Raw genomic sequence first — 15911 nt, 5'->3', positions numbered from 1 at the left:
GAAATCGTGGTGTGTTGTGCCAGACAACCAGGTGACGCCGGTGGTGCCGGTGACGCCGGTGACGCTGGCGTTCGTCGGGGCGGGGCTGCGCGGCGGGGTCTACGCCCAGAGCGCGCTCCGCGGCGGCCGGGCCAGGATCGTCGCGGTCGCCGAGCCGGACCCGCAGCGCCGAGCCGGACCCGCAGCGCCGGGCGGCGTTCGCCGCCGCGTACGACGTCCCGCCGGACGCGGTGTTCGCCGACTGTCGCGATCTCGCGGCCCGACCCCGGCTGGCGGACGCGGCGGTGGTGGCCACCCAGGACAACCAGCACACCGAGCCGGTGGAGGCGCTGGCCGCGGCCGGCTACCACCTGCTGCTGGAGAAGCCGATGGCCACCACCGAGGAGGACTGCCTGCGCATCGTGCGGGCCGCCGAGGACGCGGGGGTGCTGCTCACGGTCTGCCACGTACTGCGCTACACGACCTGCACCCGCACCCTCAAGGAGCTGATCGACTCCGGTCGGCTCGGCGAGGTGGAGTCGATCCAACACCTGGAGCCGGTCGGCTGGTGGCACCAGGCGCACTCGTTCGTCCGCGGCAACTGGCGGCGCGAGGACGAGTCCTCGCCGATGCTGCCGGCCAAGTCCTCGCACGACGTGGACCGGCTGCTGTACCTGATGGGCCGCCCGCCGGAGCGGGTGTCCTCGTTCGGCGGCCTGGCGCACTTCAACGAGCGCAACCGGCCGGCCGCCGCCACCGACAACTGCCTGGACTGCCCGGTCGAGCCGACCTGCCCGTACTCGGCGCCCCGTCTGTACCTCGGCTGCCTGGGCGACCCGGACAAGGAGTACTGGCCGCTGGGCGCGGTCACCGCCGACCGCACCGAGGACGGCGTCCGCGCGGCGCTGCGCACCGGGCCGTACGGGCGTTGCGTGTATGCCTGCTGGCCCGTTCCTCCCGCCGTTCGGCGGCCCCGACGCTGACGTACTTCGCGGCGGGTCTGGCGCTGCCGGTGCAGGCGGTGCTGATCCCGTACCAGACGCTGGCGTCCTCGGTCAGCCAGTTCATGGTGGACTGGGTGACCGGCTGGTGGGACGACCGGATCTCGTTGGTGGTGGTGGACCTGGCGATGTCGCTGCCGTTCACGGTGTTCGTGCTGACCGGCTACTTGCGGTCGCTGCCCGCCGAGTTGGAGGAGGCGGCGGCCCTGGACGGGGCCGGCCCGGTGCGCACCTTCTGGACGGTGATGGTGCCGGTCGCCCGGCCCGGCATGACGACCGTGACGGTGCTGAACGCCATCGGCCTGTGGAACGAGTTCCTGCTGGTGTCGGTGATGGTGCACGACCCGGCGAAGTTCACCCTGCCCGCCGCCCTGAACCAGCTCAGCAGCACCCTGCAGTACACCTCCGACTGGGGCGGCCTGTTCGCGGGCGTCACCGTCCTGGTCGCGCCGATGGTCGCGCTGTTCTTCTGGTGCGGCCGGCGAATCATGGACGGGATGACCCTCGGCGCCACCAAGTAGCCGCCCCCTGGGCCGAGTTCGTCTCGGCCTCGGGCAAGGCCCCCGTGAACCCCACTTCAGGGGAGGGCAGGACGTGACCACACCCACGAGAAGCCTGAGCGCCCTGGGCGCGCTGACCCTGGCCGCCGCGGCGCTCACCGCCTTCGCGGCCCCGGCCGCGCACGCCGCGGGCACCACCTACTACGTGTCCGCCTCGGCGGGCAGCGACGCCAACAGCGGCACCTCCCCCGACGCGCCGTGGAAGTCGCTGGCGCAGGTCGGCAAGCAGGCCTTCCAGCCCGGCGACACGATCGCCTTCCGCTCCGGCGACACCTAAACCGGGCAGCTCGCCCCGCCTGGCCGCCCACCTGCGCCGCCTCGACCGCCTCACCACCGCCCACGGCCCCCTGCCGTCCACCCGGCCCGGGGCCGCGGCCTCCTAGGACTCGTACCGCTCGACCTCCTCGACGCTGCGCACCGAGGCCTGGTCCGGGTCCTCGCCGGCGTCGGTGCGGGCCCGGCGCTGGCGCAGCAGGTCCCAGCACTGGTCGAGCTGTTCCTCCAGGTCCTTGAGTTCGCGCCGTTCGGTGGACTGGTCGATGCGGCCCTCCACGAGCGCGGCGCGCAGCTTGCGTTCCGTGTCGACCATGTCGCTGATCCGCTCCAGGATGCGGCGGTCGGTGCCGCCGCCCTTGCCCTGCTCGCCCATCGGGTCCCTCTCCTCGCGGTCCGTCGGCCCCCTCGTTCCAGGATGCCGGGAGGCGGGCCGCCGGCCGGGCGGATCGGGGCGGCGGCCCGGCGTGGCGCGGCACGTTGCCCCGAACGAGGGAGCGTAATTGACAGGGCGTCCGAGGGGTTGTCAGGATCCTCTATTGAAAACGACTTCCATTTCCCTGAAAGGCCCTACCCCCATGTCGCTGGACGTCTCCCCCTCCCTTTTGGCCCTGGCCGAGCGCGACGAGGTCGCCGACGCCGACTTCCTCGAAACCGTCCGCACCTCGCTGCCCTACGCGTACCGGACGGTCAACGACCTGACGGCCGAACTCGCCGTCACCGACGCCGAGTTCGCGGACAACACGGTCGCCCCGTCGGACGCCGAACGGGCCCAGCTGCTGCGCGCGCTGGCCAGCGACTCGATCCGCGGGGCGCTGGAGCGGCACTTCTCGGTGAAGCTGGCCTTCCAGAACTGCCACCGCGTGGCGGTCTTCCACCCGGGCGCCGAACAGACCGACGCCTACCGCAGGTTCACCTCCCCGCGGGCGCAACTGCTCAACCAGTCGCCGGAGTTGCGCGACTGCTGACCGCACCCGGGCAACGCCCGGTGCCCGGCACCCGCCGCCCCGGCACAGCCACCGGGACGCCGGGCTCCGGACGCCGGGCTGAACGGCCGTCCGACTCGCCTCAGCCCAGCGTGACTTCGCTGTCCAGCCGGTCGGCCGCCGGCTCCACCGGAGCGGGCACCGGCCGGCCGCGCCGGGTCGGCACCAGCAGCGCGGCGAGCGCCGCGGCCAGGCAGAACACCGCGAGCAGCGCGAAGCCGTGGGTGTAGCCGGACTCCAGCGGCCGACCGGAGGGCTGGAGGTGCCCGGTGACCAGGCCGGTCATCAGCGCCGCGCCCATCGAGCCGCCGATGGTGCGGATGTTGGCGTTCATGCCGGTGGCGGCGCCGGTCTGCGCGGCCGAGACGCTCTGCACGATCAGGTTGCTCATCGAGGCGAACGCCAGGCCGACGCCGAGCCCGAACACGCCGGCCGCGACGGCGACGTCCGCCGGCGTGGCGTGCCGGAGGGCGAACAGTGCGCAGGCGAGGGCGGCGAACAGCGAGCCGGTGACCAGCTGCGCCTTGGCGGCGAAGCGGCCGGCCAGGCGCCCGCCGAGGATGCCGGAGACGAACATCGCGCCGACCATCGGCAGCATCAGCAGGCCGGCCTCGGTGACGGTGGAGCCGAAGCCGTAGCCCGCGCTCGCCGGGGTCTGGACGAAGCCGGGCAGGAACGCCCACACGGCGTACATGCCGCCACCGAACAGCAGGGCCGCGGTGTTGGTGGTCCACACGGCGGGCAGCCGCATCACCCGCAGGTCGATCAGCGGGTTGCGGGAGCGCGCCTCGTTGAGCAACCAGAGCGCGAACAGCACCGCGGCGACGGCGAGCAGGCCGAGCACCCGGGCCGATCCCCAGCCCCACTGGGCGGCCTGACTGACCGGCAGCAGCAGAGCGACCAACCAGCCGGACAGCAGGAGGGAGGAGACCCAGTCCACGCCGCCCTCGCTGCGGGTCGGCGACTCGGGGACGAAACGCCAGGCGAGCAGCACGGTGGCGGCCACCACGATCACGGGCAGCCAGAACAGCCAGCGGTAGTCGAGCGCGCCGACGATCGGCCCGGCCAGCACCATGCCGAGGCCGCTGCCGACGGCGATCACGGCGGACATGTTGCTGATGCCGGTGGCCACCCGCCCGGGCGGGAACTCGTCGCGGATGATGCCGAACGACAGCGGGAACAGCGCGCCCGCGATGCCCTGCAGCACCCGGGCGAGCAGCAGCACCGCGATGTTGGGGGCCAGCGCGGCGACCAGACAGCCGGTCAGCAGCGCGACCAGGGCGGCCACCAGGGTGCGCTTCTTGCCGATCAGGTCGCCGACCCGGCCGAGGATGGGCGTGAACACGGACGCGGACAGCAGGTAGGCGGTCATCACCCAGGTGACGGTGGACTGCGAGGTGTGCATCGCCTCCTGAACGATCGGCAGGGCCGGCGTGATCAGCGACTGGAGCAGCGCGAACACGCCCGCTCCGGCGGCGAGCACACCGAAGGTGAGGCGGTGGGACTGGCGTTTCATCGAACCCTCTCGGGACTCGGGTCGCGGCGCACGGAACAAGGGCGCGCCGCGGCGCACAACTGGCTGTCTGCGGTGGTGCAGTGAGAGACGGGCGATCCGGACGGCGCAGGAGCAATGCCGGTACGGTCAAGCCGAATTGACGACGGTGGTGCAAGTTCCGTCAAGCCGAATTGACGACGGTGGTGCAGGTTCCGTCAGTCCGAATTGACGACAGTGAGGCAGGTTCCGTCAGTCCGAATTGACGACGGTGAGGCAGGCTCCGTCAGCCCTGATGGACGGATGTGGTGCAGGCACGGTCAACCCGGATTGCCGGCAGCGGTGCCGGTGCGGGTGGCGCGGAGGAAGACACGGGTGGCCTGTCGCCACCGGGGCAGCAGGCCGAAGCAGAGGCCCCGGTGCTAATCTGGAGGCACGCCTCCAGATTAGCGGAGGTGAGCCTCCGGTTCAATCCGGATGTGTCGAAACGAGGTCCCGTGTCCGAACCGATCTCCGTCCGCGAGTTCCTCGCCGCCCAGCGCCCGCGCCGCGCCGACGCCGCGCGCAACTTCGACGCGCTGCTCATCGCCGCCCGCGAGGCCTTCGCCGAACACGGCGCCGAAGCCTCCCTGGAGGACATCGCCCGCCGCGCCGGCGTCGGCATCGGCACCCTCTACCGGAACTTCCCCACCCGCCGGCACCTCTTCGAGGCCGTCTACGTCAACGAGGTGGAGGACCTCGGCCGGATGGCCGGCTCCCTCGCCGACCGGCCCTCCTGGGACGCCCTGGTCACCTGGCTGCACCGCTTCGTCGACTACGCCATGACCAAGCGCGCCATCCGCGAGGCCCTGCAGGGCGAGGAGTCCCCCGTCTTCCTCGCCTGCCGCCGGTCCATGTACGACTCCGCCACCCCCCTGCTGCAACGCGCCCAGCAGGACGGCGCCGTCCGCACCGACATGGACATGGACGACCTGCTCCGGATGGTCTCCGGCATCGCCTCCGTCGCCTTTCTCGACGACGCGCAGCGCACCCGGGTCCTCGCCATCGCCCTGGACGGCATCCGCTCCCGCCCCTGAAACCCCCTCTCCCGCAAGCTTCTTGACGCTCCCTCAGCCGAGCGGGTGCGCCGCGTCGCGCCCCACCAGACCCAGCAGCCGGGTCTGCGGATCGGCGTCGGCGGGCACCGGCACCGCGTCCGCGAACAGGCCCGAGGCCGCCAACGCGCCCGTCTGCGGGCCGAGTTCGTCGAGCGCGAAGGCCACGGCCGCCTGGTCGATCCGGGCGTCCGCGCCGATCCCGATCGCCAGGTCCCAGCCGTGCACGATCGCGTCCACCGTCATCTCCCGCGCGTATCCGGCCGCCCGCCGCCGCCCGTAGGAGAGGTGGACGGTGCGCCGGAGCGCGCCCGGCTCGCCGAACGCGGCCCGGGCGGCGTCGGCGGCGGCCGTCCAGACCGCCGCCGGGTCGTCGCCGAGCTGCTCCCCGTCGTAGCGGTCGCCGACCTCGGCGACGGTCGCGCCGGCCAGCAGGTCCGGCACCCAGAGCTGTTCGTACGTCAGGTGCCCGACCAGCTGCCGGACCGTCCAGTCCGTGCACGGCGTCGGGGCCTGCCAGCGGTCGTCGGGAACGGCCCGGACCAGCCGGCCGAAGTGCTCCAGGGCCCGGGCGTGCAGCGCGAGCAGGTCCTGGTCGTCGAGGTGTGTCGCCATGGGCCCCACGCTTGCCCGCCCACGCCTCCCGGGCAAGGCGACACCCCGCGACGACGCCGTCGACCGTGCCCCGGCGCCGGCGCGGCAGCGCCGCAGCGGCGGGCTACTCGACGGGCGCCTTCTCCCGCAGCAGCTCCACGAACGCCCGCATCCACCCCGGGTGGTCCGGCCAGGCGCGGGCGGAGACCACGACGCCGTCCACCACCGCGTCCCCGTCCACGAAGCTCGCGCCGCCGGCCTCCACGTCCGGCTCCAGCGCCGGGTAGGCGGCGGTGCGGCGCCCGGCCATCGAGCCCGTCCGCAGGGTGATCAGCGGGCCGTGGCAGATCTGCGCGAGCGGCTTGTCGTCGGCGACGAAGTGCGCGACGATCCGCTGCACCTCCGGGTCGTTGCGCAGGTACTCGGGCGCCCGGCCGCCGGGCAGCACCAGTGCCGCGTACTGCGCCGGGTCCACGTCGGCGAACGCCAGGTCGGCGGGCCAGGTGTAGCCGGCCTTCTCGGTGTAGGTGTCGAAGCCGGGGACGAAGTCGTGCACCACGAACTGCAGCGTCTTCTTGGCGGGCGCGGCGATGTGCACCTCGTAGCCCTCCTCCAACAGGCGCTGGTAGGGGTAGAACACCTCCAGCGACTCGGCCGCGTCGCCGGTGATGATCAGGATCTTCGCTGCCATTCGGGGCTCCCGTCCCTTCGTCGCGCCTCGCGCGCCGCCCACCCCCCTCCGGGGCCGACGCTGCCACCCTGCCTGCTGACACGCCGTCAAGCAATGGGGCGCGCGCAGCACGGCGCGCGGCCGGGGCGTGCGCTCCGCCGCTCGATGCAGCGGCCGCCCGGCCGGGGGAACTCCGGGGGCGACCCGCCCGGGGCACGCCTAGCGTGCTGACGGGGCCTGCTTCGGGTGACGCCCGCGGTGCCGCCCGGCCCGGCCGCCGCCCGCGGGGCCGCCGCCACACCCGTCCGCCGGCAGGGAGGTCGTCATGCAGCACTCGCACATCGTTGACTCCGCCACCGTCGCCAACCTGCGCGATCTCGGCGGCATCGACCTGCCCGGCGGCGCCCGGGTCCGGCCCGGACTGGCGTTCCGTTCCGGCCAGTTGGACCGGCTCGACCCGGCGGCGGACCCGATGTTCGACGCGCTCGGCGTGCGCACCGTGGTCGACCTGCGCAGCGGCCCGGACCGGGCGGCGTTCCCGGACCGGGTGCCCGGCGGGGCGCACCTGCTGGTCGCCGACGTGCTCGCCGACCGGGCCGGCAACGGCGTCACGACCGCGCTGACGGCGGCGCTCGCCGACCCGGCGGCCGCCAACCGCACCCTGGGCCGCGGCCGCGCCGCCCTCGCCCGGTGCGAGGACTACCGGGCGTTCGTCACCTCCACCGCCGCCCGGCACGCCTACAAGCAGTTGCTGACCGCGCTCGCACACCGGGGCGGCGGCCCGGTGCTGTTCCACTGCACGGCCGGCCGGGACCGCACCGGCTGGGGCGCGGCGCTGATCCTGCTGCTGCTCGGCGCGGACGCGGAGACGGTGCGCACCGAGTACCTGTCGGTCGGTCCGGCGGTGCATGCGCACGACGCCCCGGTGCGGGAACGTTTCCTCGCCGGGGGCGGCGACCCGGAGATCGCCGACGCGGTGCTGTCGGTGCGCGCCGAGTACCTGGCCACCGCCCTGGACACCCTGGCCGACCGCTGGGGCGACCCGGAGACCTACGCCCGGGTCGCCCTCGGCCTCAAGGACGAGACGCTGGACAGCCTGCGCGCCCGGCTGGTCCAGTCGTCCTGACGGTGCGTCAGCCCGCCGCGCCGGCCGCGCCGACGCAGGCCTCGTTGCCCTCGGGGTCGGCCAGCACCCACAGCACGGGGGCGTCGTCGTCGTTCACCAGGCGGCCGCCGGCGGCGAGCGCGGCGGCGACCCGCTGTTCGGCGACGTCGTACGGCACCCACACGTCCACGTGCACCCGGTTGCGCTGCGGCCGGGGCTCGTCCATCTGCTGGAAGTAGAACGGCGCGCCGCGCCGGGCCGGGTCGATCAGGTCCTCGGGGCTGCCGGCCCGGTCGCGGTAGCCGAGCAGGGCCCGCCAGAAGGCGACCACGGCGGGCCGCTCCAGGGCGTCCACCGTGACCTGGACGGTCTGCGCGGCGTGCGGCTCGGCGGTGGCGCCGAGGGCGCGGGCGGCGGCGGAGATCCGGCGGGCCAGCTCGATGTGCCGCTCCGTCAGGCCGTAGTAGTCCTCGGCGACGGTGATCAGGCGGACGGTGACGCCCTCGGGCCGCAGGTCCACGTCCGGCGCGCCGAGGCCGTCCACGGCGCTGGCGATCGCGGCCACCAGCCGGGCCGCGTCGGCGAAGGAGGCGGCGGGGAAGAACGTGCACGCCCCCTCGCCCAGGACCCGCCAGTCCTCGGTGCCGGGCGCGGCGTGGAACGCCAGTGGCCGGATCGTGCTGTGCGTCTGCGGCTGAGGCTCTGTCATCGGGGCAGCGTAGCGGCCCGGTCCGACAGCGTGATCATCGAGCTCCGGACCAGGCCAGCAGGTGGTCCACCGACCAGGCGGTGATGATCCGTTCGGCGTCCAGGTCGAGCGCGGCGGCCCGTTCGCAGCCGGCGATCTGCCAGTCGAGCTGACCGGGGGCGTGCGCGTCGGTGTCGATCGCGAACAGGCAGCCGAGGTCGGCGGCCAGGGCGAGCAGGTCGTCCGGCGGGTCCTGGCGGTCGGGGCGGCAGTTGATCTCGACGGCGGTGTCGTGCTCCCGGCAGGCGGCGAAGACGGCCTCCGCGTCGAACGCCGACTGCGGGCGCGGCTTGTCGCCGAGCCGCCGCCCGGTGCAGTGGCCGAGCACGTCGACCAGCGGGTTGCGGACGGCGGCCAGCATCCGGCGGGTCATCGCGGCGCGGTCCATCCGCAGCTTGGAGTGGACCGAGGCGACCACCACGTCCAGCCGGCCGAGCAGGTCCTCGTCCTGGTCCAGCGAACCGTCGTCGAGGATGTCGCACTCGATGCCGGACAGCAGTCGGAACGGGGTGAGCCGGCCGTTCAAGTCCTCGATCACGTCGAGCTGTTCGCGCAGCCGCTCGGCGCTCAGGCCGTTGGCGACGGTCAGCCGCGGCGAGTGGTCGGTGAGCACCGCCCAGTGGTGGCCGAGGTCGCGGGCGGTGCGGGCCATCAGCTCGATCGGGGCGGCGCCGTCGGACCAGTCCGAGTGCAGGTGGCAGTCGCCGCGGATCTTCTCGCGCAGCCGGAGCGCGTCGGTGGACGGCGCGGGGCCGGCGGCGGCCCGCGCCTCGGCCTCCAGCAGGTACTGCGGGGTCCGGCCCGCCGTGGCGTCGGCGATCACCCGGGCGGTGACCGGGCCGACGCCGGGCAGGCGTTCGGCGTCCGCGACGTCGACCGGCCCCGCGGGCAGCCCGGTGGCGGCCTCGGCGGCGGTGCGGAACGCCTTGACCCGGTACGGGGAGGCGAGTTCGCGCTCCAGCAGGAAGGCGATGCGTTCCAGGGCGGTGACCGGATCCATGCGGTCAGTCTGCGCGGGGCCCGGCGGGGCCGCATGCGGGTTGCCGCCGGACGGCCGTGGGGCTCCTGATCTGCCCCAAACCCTTGTTGACACTCTGTCTCATTGGTTTACTCCTCCTGGAGCCCCTGCCCCCGCCACCTCCGGAGCCCGCCCATGCCCGACACCGCCGCCCCCACCGCGACCGTCGCCCAGCAGCGCAACGCCGACCGCGAACTCAACGCCGCCCGCCTGCTGCGCGCCTCCGCCAAGCACTCCTACGACCCTCTCACCGAGGTCGACTGGACCGCCCCCGTCGACCCCGACCACTACGCGCTGCCCGCCCACCGCGTCACCCTCTACGGCACCCCGCTGTGGGAACGCCTCGACGAACGCCGGCGGGCGCAGCTGAGCGTCCATCAGCTCGCCTCCACCACGGCGGCCGGCATCTGGTTCGAACTCGTCCTGATGGAAGGCCTGATCCGGCACGTCTACACGAACGACCTCACCACCGGGCACGCCCAGTACGCGCTGACCGAGGTCGCGGACGAGTGCCGGCACTCCACCATGTTCGCCCGCTACATCACCGCCACCGGCTACCCGTCCGCCCGGCCCACCCGGCGCGCGGACCTGCTCGGGCGGCTGCACTTCCTGCTCAACGACACCACGATGACCTTCGCCGGGGCGATATTCGTCGAGGAGTTCACGGACGCCATGCAGCGGGAGATGATCCGCGACGAGAGCCTGCAGCCGCTGGCACGCTCGGTCGCCCGGATCCACGTCGTCGAGGAGGCCCGGCACATCGGCTACGCCAAGCCCGAACTCGAACGCCGCTGGGCCCGGATGACGCCCGCCCGCCGCGCCGTCTTCCGCCGCGCCCTCGCGCTGCTGGCCCGCCAGTCCGTCGCCGAGGTCGTCCACCCGCGCGTCTACGCCCTCGCCGGCCTCGACCCCGCCGAGGCCGCCCGCACCGCCGCCGCCAACCCCCACTGGCGCCAGGCCCGCATCGACTGGTCCCGCAAGGCCGTCGACTTCTTCACCGACCTCGGCATCATCACCCCCGCCACCACCCGCGCCTGGCGCCGCGCCTCCCTCCTCCCCTGACCCCACCAAGCCCTGCGGGCAGCGAACGCGAAGCGGAGCAGGCTCACCCACCCCGCCCACCCAGGGAACGCCCTGCGGGCGGCGGGCAAAGCTGAACCATCAACCAGCCGTCCGGAATGCACCTCCCACTCCGCCCGCCCTCGCCCGCCCGCCCGGAGGGCGTGGTGGACTGGTCGTCGGGCGGGTCCTGGCGGAGGATGCGTTGCGTGAGCGACGATGCGGCGGGTGTGGCCGGCGGGATTCGGTTGGGGACGGGGCGTGGGCGGTGGGTCGTCGCGGCGACCGCGCTCGGGTCCGGGATGGCGATGCTGGACGGCACGGTGGTGAACGTCGCGCTGCCGAGGATCGGTGAGGACCTGGGCGCGAGCCTCGCCTCCCTCCAGTGGACGATCAACGCCTACATGCTGACGCTCGCCGCGCTGATCCTGCTGGGCGGCTCTCTCGGCGACCGCTACGGCCGCCGCCGGGTGTTCCTGATCGGCGTGTGCTGGTTCGCCCTGGCCTCGGCGGGCTGCGCGGCCGCGCCCAACGTCGACGTGCTGATCCTGGCAAGGGCGTTGCAGGGCATCGGCGGTGCGTTGCTGACGCCGGGTTCGCTGGCGATGCTGCAGGCGGTGTTCCACGAGGACGACCGGGCGGGCGCGGTGGGCGCGTGGTCGGGTCTGGGCGGCGTCGCGGCGGCGGTCGGCCCGTTCCTGGGCGGCTGGCTGGTGGACGGTCCCGGCTGGCGGTGGATCTTCCTGCTGAATCTTCCGCTGGCGGCGGTCGTGGTCGCGGTGACCGCCCGTCACGTCCCCGAGTCGCGAGACCCGGACGAGCAGGGCAATTTCGACGTGCTGGGCGCGCTGCTCGCCGCGCTCGCCCTCGCGGGCATCACGTACGCGCTGACGGAGGCGGGTTCCGGCCTGTCCCCGATCGCGATCGTCGCGGGGCTGGCGGGCATCGCGCTGACGGCCGCGTTCATCTTCGTCGAGCACCGTTCGGCGAACCCGATGCTGCCGCTGTCGCTGTTCCGCTCCCGGCTGTTCACGTCGGTCAACCTGGTCACCCTGTGCGTGTACGCGGCGTTCAGCGGCGTGTTCCTGCTGTTGACGGTGCAGCTCCAGATCGTCGCCGGGTTCACCCCGCTGCTCTCGGGGGTGGCGCTGATTCCGATCACCGTGCTGATGCTGCTGTTCTCGGGCCGGGCCGGGCAGTTCGGCCGCGCGGTCGGCCCGCGGATCCCGCTCACCGCGGGGCCGCTGCTGGTGGCGTGCGGGGTGCTGCTGATGCTGCGGATCGGCCCGAACGCGAACTACTGGGCGGACGTGCTGCCCGCCGTGACCGTGCAGGGCGCGGGCATGACGCTGCTGGTGGCCCCGCTGACGGCGACCGTCCTCGCCGCCGTCGACGTCCGCCGCGCGGGCATCGCGTCCGGAGTCAACAACGCGGCCGCCCGCGCCGCCGGGCTGTTCGCGGTCGCGGCGATCCCCCCGCTGGCGGGCCTGAGCGGCGACGCGTACCGGATCCCGTCCGAGGTGGACAGCGCTTTCCGCACCTCCATGCTGATCTGCGCCGGCCTGCTCGTCACGGGTGCGCTGCTCGCCTTCGCCACCATCCGCTCGAACGCCCTCGCCCCGCCACACCCGATCGCCGAACCCGACTGCGACTGGTACTGCGCCCCGACCTCCCCGCCGATCCACCCGGACCACCCGGACGAAGGGGCGGCGAGCTCCGGCCGACCGGTCTGAAACACCTCGCCGACAACAGCCGAGAGTCGACCAGAGGCCACCAACTCGCCACCCTTTCAAGGATCTTGACCGTGCCGTGCTTGACGCAGCATCAGTTCTGCGGCTAGTCGAAGGGTGCCGGAGCGGGGTCGGGGGGCTAGACTCCGGGTCACGCGCAGCCCACCCGGGAGGGTTACGGGCAGTCGCGGCGTGTTGACGGTAAGGTGAGCATCCGCCCGCTGCGGCTCGTCCCGAGTCCGCCGAGCGGCACTGATGAGGCTGGACACCGGAGGAGTTTCTCCGGGCGCGACGACGAAGGCGGGGACGAAGGGGCGGGCGGGCGCCGAGGCGTGCCGGTTCGACCCAGTGGCGCTAGTGAGACGGCACCGAGATGCGGCCGGCGGCGGGATGGTTGGCCGTCTCCGGCCGTTGCTGGAAGGGGTTCGGCCGGTCGGCCGGGCCACTCCCACCCGGGGGACGCCACCGAACGGCGGCTCTCCTTCGGGGTCCGGCCCGGATCGAGCACCACCGGTCCCGGCGCCCCGTCATTCAGCTCCTGACCCGAGCCGGCCCGCCGGTCGGCTCGCATAGCGCGAAGCGAGACCCCTGCCCGTGACCACCAGCGCCACCGAGCCTCCGTCGCCGGAGCCGTCCGCCGCCGGCCGGCCGGACACGCCGAAGGCCCACGTCCCGCGCCAGCCCCGCGACCGGGCCGGTCGGAACGCACAGCCCGACCTGGCACCGCAGGACTCCCGCCTGCCCGCGCCCCGAACGCGCCGTCGGGCCGCGGCCAAGGGCAAGGTCGAGGTCGAGGTCGACGCCAACACCGGGGCCAAGGCCGAGGTCGACACCAAGGCCGAGGCCGCGAAGGACCCCGCGCCGTCGCGGCCGGCCCGTCGCGAGTCCGAACCTCTGGCGCCGGTCCCGCCCGAGCAGTTGGGCAGCGGCCTCTACCCGTTCCTCGATCGCCAGCACACCCTGCTGCGGGACATCGCCCGCGACACCGGCGACACGTTCCGGTTCGTCCTGATCGTCGTCGTCCTGGTGCTGGCCGTCGCAGGCGCGGCGTTCGGCGTCGGCTACCTGCTCCACAACATGCCGCTCGCCTCCGCCGCCGGCGCCGGCACCCTGCTGCTCACCGGCTGGGGCGTCGCCCGCAGCGCCCGGGCGAACCGCCGGCGCCGCGAGCAGGCCGGAGCAGCCCCGCAGCAGCGGCAGCAGCGAAGGTCCAACGCCCGTTCCCGAAAGGGTCGTTGAGCGACCCGGCGAGCTCACCGCTCGTGGCGCTGCACCATCGCGACCAGCACCCGGTCCGCGCTGAGCACCGACGCGACCCCGAGTGGGACGAAGACGGCGAGGAACACGGCCACGGTCGCCGTTCCGGCCGCGGTGCCGGTGAGCGCTCGGGCGAGCACCGCCGACAGCAGCAGGTCGAGTACGCCGAGCGCCCCGAGGTAGCCCACCACCGCGCCCGCAGGGACCTGTGTCCCGGGGGCGAGTGCCCCGCTCCTCGGATTCGTCGGTCGCATCGCTGACTCCCCGCGCAGGTTCGAGACCTCCGCCGGCGTCTCCGCTGTCGACGACGTCATGACGGACATGTCCTGTCTACCCCTCAAGCCGCGTGCCCGGTTGCCGATTCCGGCCGTTTGCCCCCATTGGGCGGCGGGTGCGTGTAACGTGCCGTCTCCCCGCTTCCGGATCTGCCCGGCAGTCATGGGTTGAGGCCCTGGTGGCGGGGCGATTCGACACCAAGGCGCAGCGTCGGACACTGAGTTCGGCTCACCAGACATTCCCCCGTTTCGTCTGACAAGGCATCAGATGCACGTGCAAGGCGTAACTTACCTGCCCGTAGAGGGGATCGGGCAACCGCCCCGGCCGGTTGACGGCCAGGTCGCACAATCGGACCGGAACGCCCCGTCCCCCGCTCCGAATCTGGCCGATCGCTCGCACAGCGTGGCCGCGTCCCGACCCTACGACGCCTTGACGACCGTTGCCAAGGGCCCCCGGTAGCGCACTGCCCGTCCCCGACTCGGCGTCGGGGACGGGCAGTTGAGCATGCAGGGCGCCCAGGGCGTCAGAGAATGTCGCCCGGGGCGTACTTGGCGGCCTCCGGGTGGCTGGCGGCGACGGCCTCGATGCGGCGGACGAGTTCGCCGACCTGGGCGGCGGCGGCGCCGGTGAAGGAGAGCCGGTCGGCCAGCAGCGCGTCGATCGCCTCGTGGTCGAGCGGGATGCGGGCGTCGGCGGCGAGCGCCGGGACGAGGGTGTTCTCGCGGGCGCCCTCGCGCATCGCCAGGGCGGCGGCGACGGCGTGCTCCTTGATGACCTCGTGCGCAGTCTCCCGGCCGACGCCGGCCCGGACGGCCGCCATCAGGACCTTGGTGGTGGCCAGGAACGGCAGGTAGCGGTCGAGCTCGGCCTCGATGACGGCGGGGAAGGCGCCGAACTCGTCGAGGACGGTCAGGAAGGTCTCCAGCAGGCCGTCGAAGGCGAAGAACGCGTCCGGCAGCGCGACGCGGCGCACCACGGAGCAGGAGACGTCGCCCTCGTTCCACTGGTCGCCGCCGAGCTCGGCGGTCATCGAGGCGTAGCCGCGCAGGATGACGGCGAGGCCGTTGACGCGCTCGCAGGAGCGGGTGTTCATCTTGTGCGGCATCGCCGAGGAGCCGACCTGGCCGGCCTTGAAGCCCTCGGTGACCAGCTCGTGGCCGGCCATCAGGCGGATCGTCTTGGCGATGCTGGACGGGCCGGCGGAGAGCTGGACCAGGGTGGAGACGACGTCGTAGTCGAGCGAGCGCGGGTAGACCTGGCCGACCGAGGTGAAGACGTTGTCGAAGCCGAGGTGGCCGGCGACCCGGCGCTCCAGCTCGGCGAGCTTGTCGGCGTCGCCGCCCAGCAGGTCGAGCATGTCCTGCGAGGTGCCGACCGGGCCCTTGACGCCGCGCAGCGGGTAGCGGGCGATCAGCTCTTCCAGGCGGGCGAAGGCGACCAGGATCTCGTCGGCGGCGGTCGCGAAGCGCTTGCCGAGGGTGGTGGCCTGCGCGGCGACGTTGTGCGAACGGCCGGCCATCACGAGCTCGCCGTACTGGGCGGAGAGGCGGCCGAGGCGGACCAGGACGGCGACCGTGCGGTCGCGGACGTGCTCCAGGGACTGGCGGATCTGCAGCTGCTCGACGTTCTCGGTGAGGTCGCGCGAGGTCATGCCCTTGTGGATCTGCTCGTGCCCGGCGAGTTCGGAGAACTCCTCGATGCGGGCCTTCACGTCGTGCCGGGTGACCTTCTCGCGGGCGGCGATGGACGCCAGGTCGACCTGGTCGACGACGCGCTCGTAGTCGGCGATCGCGGTGGCCGGCACCTCGATGCCGAGGTCCTGCTGGGCCTTCAGGACGGCCAGCCACAGGTGGCGCTCAAGCACCACCTTGTGCTCGGGGGACCACAGCTGGGCCAGGGTCGCCGAGGCGTACCGGGAGGCCAGGACATTGGGGATCTTGGGCTTCGCGCTCACGCTTCGCAAGCCTAACAGTCGAGGTCAGGCGGGAATGCAGCGCCTCCGCCGTGTGGGCGGGTAGCATGGCCGGTTGAGCGCCAATGCTACTCCACGCAAATAACTCCTCCATCGC

The 15911-nt window shown here is 73.4% G+C and carries 17 protein-coding genes; 9 read left to right on the top strand and 8 right to left on the bottom strand.

Annotated elements, in window-relative coordinates:
* Window positions 1-230 precede the first annotated feature (230 nt).
* From ACFV4P_RS27680 to ACFV4P_RS27670, 3 genes are all read left to right on the top strand, one after another.
* Window positions 231-962, top strand: coding sequence for a Gfo/Idh/MocA family protein (locus ACFV4P_RS27680; protein WP_380475552.1), 732 nt, complete (start codon window positions 231-233; stop codon window positions 960-962).
* Window positions 908-1501 carry a carbohydrate ABC transporter permease gene (locus ACFV4P_RS27675; protein ID WP_380475550.1) on the top strand — a complete coding sequence of 198 codons (594 nt, stop codon included), beginning with the start codon at window positions 908-910 and terminating at the stop codon, window positions 1499-1501. Before ACFV4P_RS27680 ends, ACFV4P_RS27675 begins: the two co-directional genes overlap by 55 nt.
* Before the next feature lie 73 nt (window positions 1502-1574).
* A complete protein-coding gene (locus ACFV4P_RS27670; RefSeq protein ID WP_380475548.1) occupies window positions 1575-1817 on the top strand; it encodes a hypothetical protein in 243 nt (80 codons plus the stop codon).
* A gap of 102 nt (window positions 1818-1919) precedes the next feature.
* Here ACFV4P_RS27670 and ACFV4P_RS27665 read toward each other — a convergent pair whose 3' ends face one another.
* The gene (locus ACFV4P_RS27665) at window positions 1920-2189 is read right to left on the bottom strand and encodes a DUF2630 family protein (protein ID WP_380475546.1); all 270 of its coding nucleotides are present in this window, start codon (window positions 2187-2189) and stop codon (window positions 1920-1922) included.
* 202 nt (window positions 2190-2391) lie between these two features.
* Between ACFV4P_RS27665 and ACFV4P_RS27660 the strand changes: the two genes are divergently transcribed.
* Window positions 2392-2781, top strand: a complete 390-nt coding sequence (locus ACFV4P_RS27660; RefSeq protein WP_380475544.1) for an SCO5389 family protein — start codon at window positions 2392-2394, stop codon at window positions 2779-2781.
* 100 nt (window positions 2782-2881) lie between these two features.
* Here the strand turns inward: ACFV4P_RS27660 and ACFV4P_RS27655 are convergent, their stop codons facing one another.
* The gene (locus ACFV4P_RS27655; RefSeq protein ID WP_380475542.1) at window positions 2882-4315 is read right to left on the bottom strand and encodes an MFS transporter; all 1434 of its coding nucleotides are present in this window, start codon (window positions 4313-4315) and stop codon (window positions 2882-2884) included.
* Window positions 4316-4788: 473 nt separating this feature from the next.
* On the opposite strand from ACFV4P_RS27655, the gene ACFV4P_RS27650 reads away from it, so the two are divergent.
* Window positions 4789-5367, top strand: a complete 579-nt coding sequence (locus ACFV4P_RS27650; protein ID WP_380475540.1) for a TetR/AcrR family transcriptional regulator — start codon at window positions 4789-4791, stop codon at window positions 5365-5367.
* Window positions 5368-5400: 33 nt separating this feature from the next.
* Here the strand turns inward: ACFV4P_RS27650 and ACFV4P_RS27645 are convergent, their stop codons facing one another.
* Both ACFV4P_RS27645 and ACFV4P_RS27640 read right to left on the bottom strand, forming a co-directional pair.
* Window positions 5401-6000 (bottom strand): TIGR03086 family metal-binding protein, encoded by a 600-nt coding sequence (locus ACFV4P_RS27645; RefSeq protein WP_380475538.1) that lies wholly within the window; start codon window positions 5998-6000, stop codon window positions 5401-5403.
* A gap of 103 nt (window positions 6001-6103) precedes the next feature.
* Entirely contained in the window at window positions 6104-6670 is a 567-nt protein-coding gene (locus ACFV4P_RS27640; RefSeq protein WP_380475536.1) for a DJ-1/PfpI family protein, read from the bottom strand.
* Between the two features lie 304 nt (window positions 6671-6974).
* Between ACFV4P_RS27640 and ACFV4P_RS27635 the strand changes: the two genes are divergently transcribed.
* Window positions 6975-7775, top strand: a complete 801-nt coding sequence (locus tag ACFV4P_RS27635) for a tyrosine-protein phosphatase (protein WP_380475534.1) — start codon at window positions 6975-6977, stop codon at window positions 7773-7775.
* A gap of 7 nt (window positions 7776-7782) precedes the next feature.
* On the opposite strand, the gene ACFV4P_RS27630 is transcribed toward ACFV4P_RS27635, so the two are convergent.
* Window positions 7783-8463, bottom strand: coding sequence for a VOC family protein (locus ACFV4P_RS27630; RefSeq protein ID WP_380475532.1), 681 nt, complete (start codon window positions 8461-8463; stop codon window positions 7783-7785).
* A 34-nt stretch (window positions 8464-8497) separates the two neighbouring features.
* Window positions 8498-9502, bottom strand: a complete 1005-nt coding sequence (locus tag ACFV4P_RS27625) for a PHP domain-containing protein (protein WP_380475530.1) — start codon at window positions 9500-9502, stop codon at window positions 8498-8500.
* Between the two features lie 153 nt (window positions 9503-9655).
* Here ACFV4P_RS27625 and ACFV4P_RS27620 point away from each other — a divergent pair, with 153 nt between their 5' ends.
* The 3 genes from ACFV4P_RS27620 (at window position 9656) to ACFV4P_RS27610 (ending at window position 13548) form a co-directional block, all read left to right on the top strand.
* On the top strand, window positions 9656-10582 hold the full coding sequence (locus ACFV4P_RS27620; protein WP_380475528.1) for a diiron oxygenase: 927 nt from the start codon (window positions 9656-9658) through the stop codon (window positions 10580-10582).
* Window positions 10583-10788: 206 nt separating this feature from the next.
* Window positions 10789-12312 carry an MFS transporter gene (locus tag ACFV4P_RS27615; protein ID WP_380475526.1) on the top strand — a complete coding sequence of 508 codons (1524 nt, stop codon included), beginning with the start codon at window positions 10789-10791 and terminating at the stop codon, window positions 12310-12312.
* A gap of 591 nt (window positions 12313-12903) precedes the next feature.
* Window positions 12904-13548, top strand: a complete 645-nt coding sequence (locus ACFV4P_RS27610) for a hypothetical protein (RefSeq protein ID WP_380475524.1) — start codon at window positions 12904-12906, stop codon at window positions 13546-13548.
* 14 nt (window positions 13549-13562) lie between these two features.
* Here the strand turns inward: ACFV4P_RS27610 and ACFV4P_RS27605 are convergent, their stop codons facing one another.
* Window positions 13563-13820, bottom strand: a complete 258-nt coding sequence (locus ACFV4P_RS27605) for a hypothetical protein (RefSeq protein WP_380475522.1) — start codon at window positions 13818-13820, stop codon at window positions 13563-13565.
* Between the two features lie 545 nt (window positions 13821-14365).
* Entirely contained in the window at window positions 14366-15805 is a 1440-nt protein-coding gene (gene purB / locus ACFV4P_RS27600; protein ID WP_380475520.1) for an adenylosuccinate lyase, read from the bottom strand.
* Window positions 15806-15911 lie beyond the last annotated feature (106 nt).

The organism is Kitasatospora sp. NPDC059795, assembly GCF_042732175.1.
Lineage (GTDB): Bacteria > Actinomycetota > Actinomycetes > Streptomycetales > Streptomycetaceae > Kitasatospora.
Note: the sequence above shows the minus strand (reverse complement) of the source record. Positions and strands in the feature narration are given on the sequence as shown.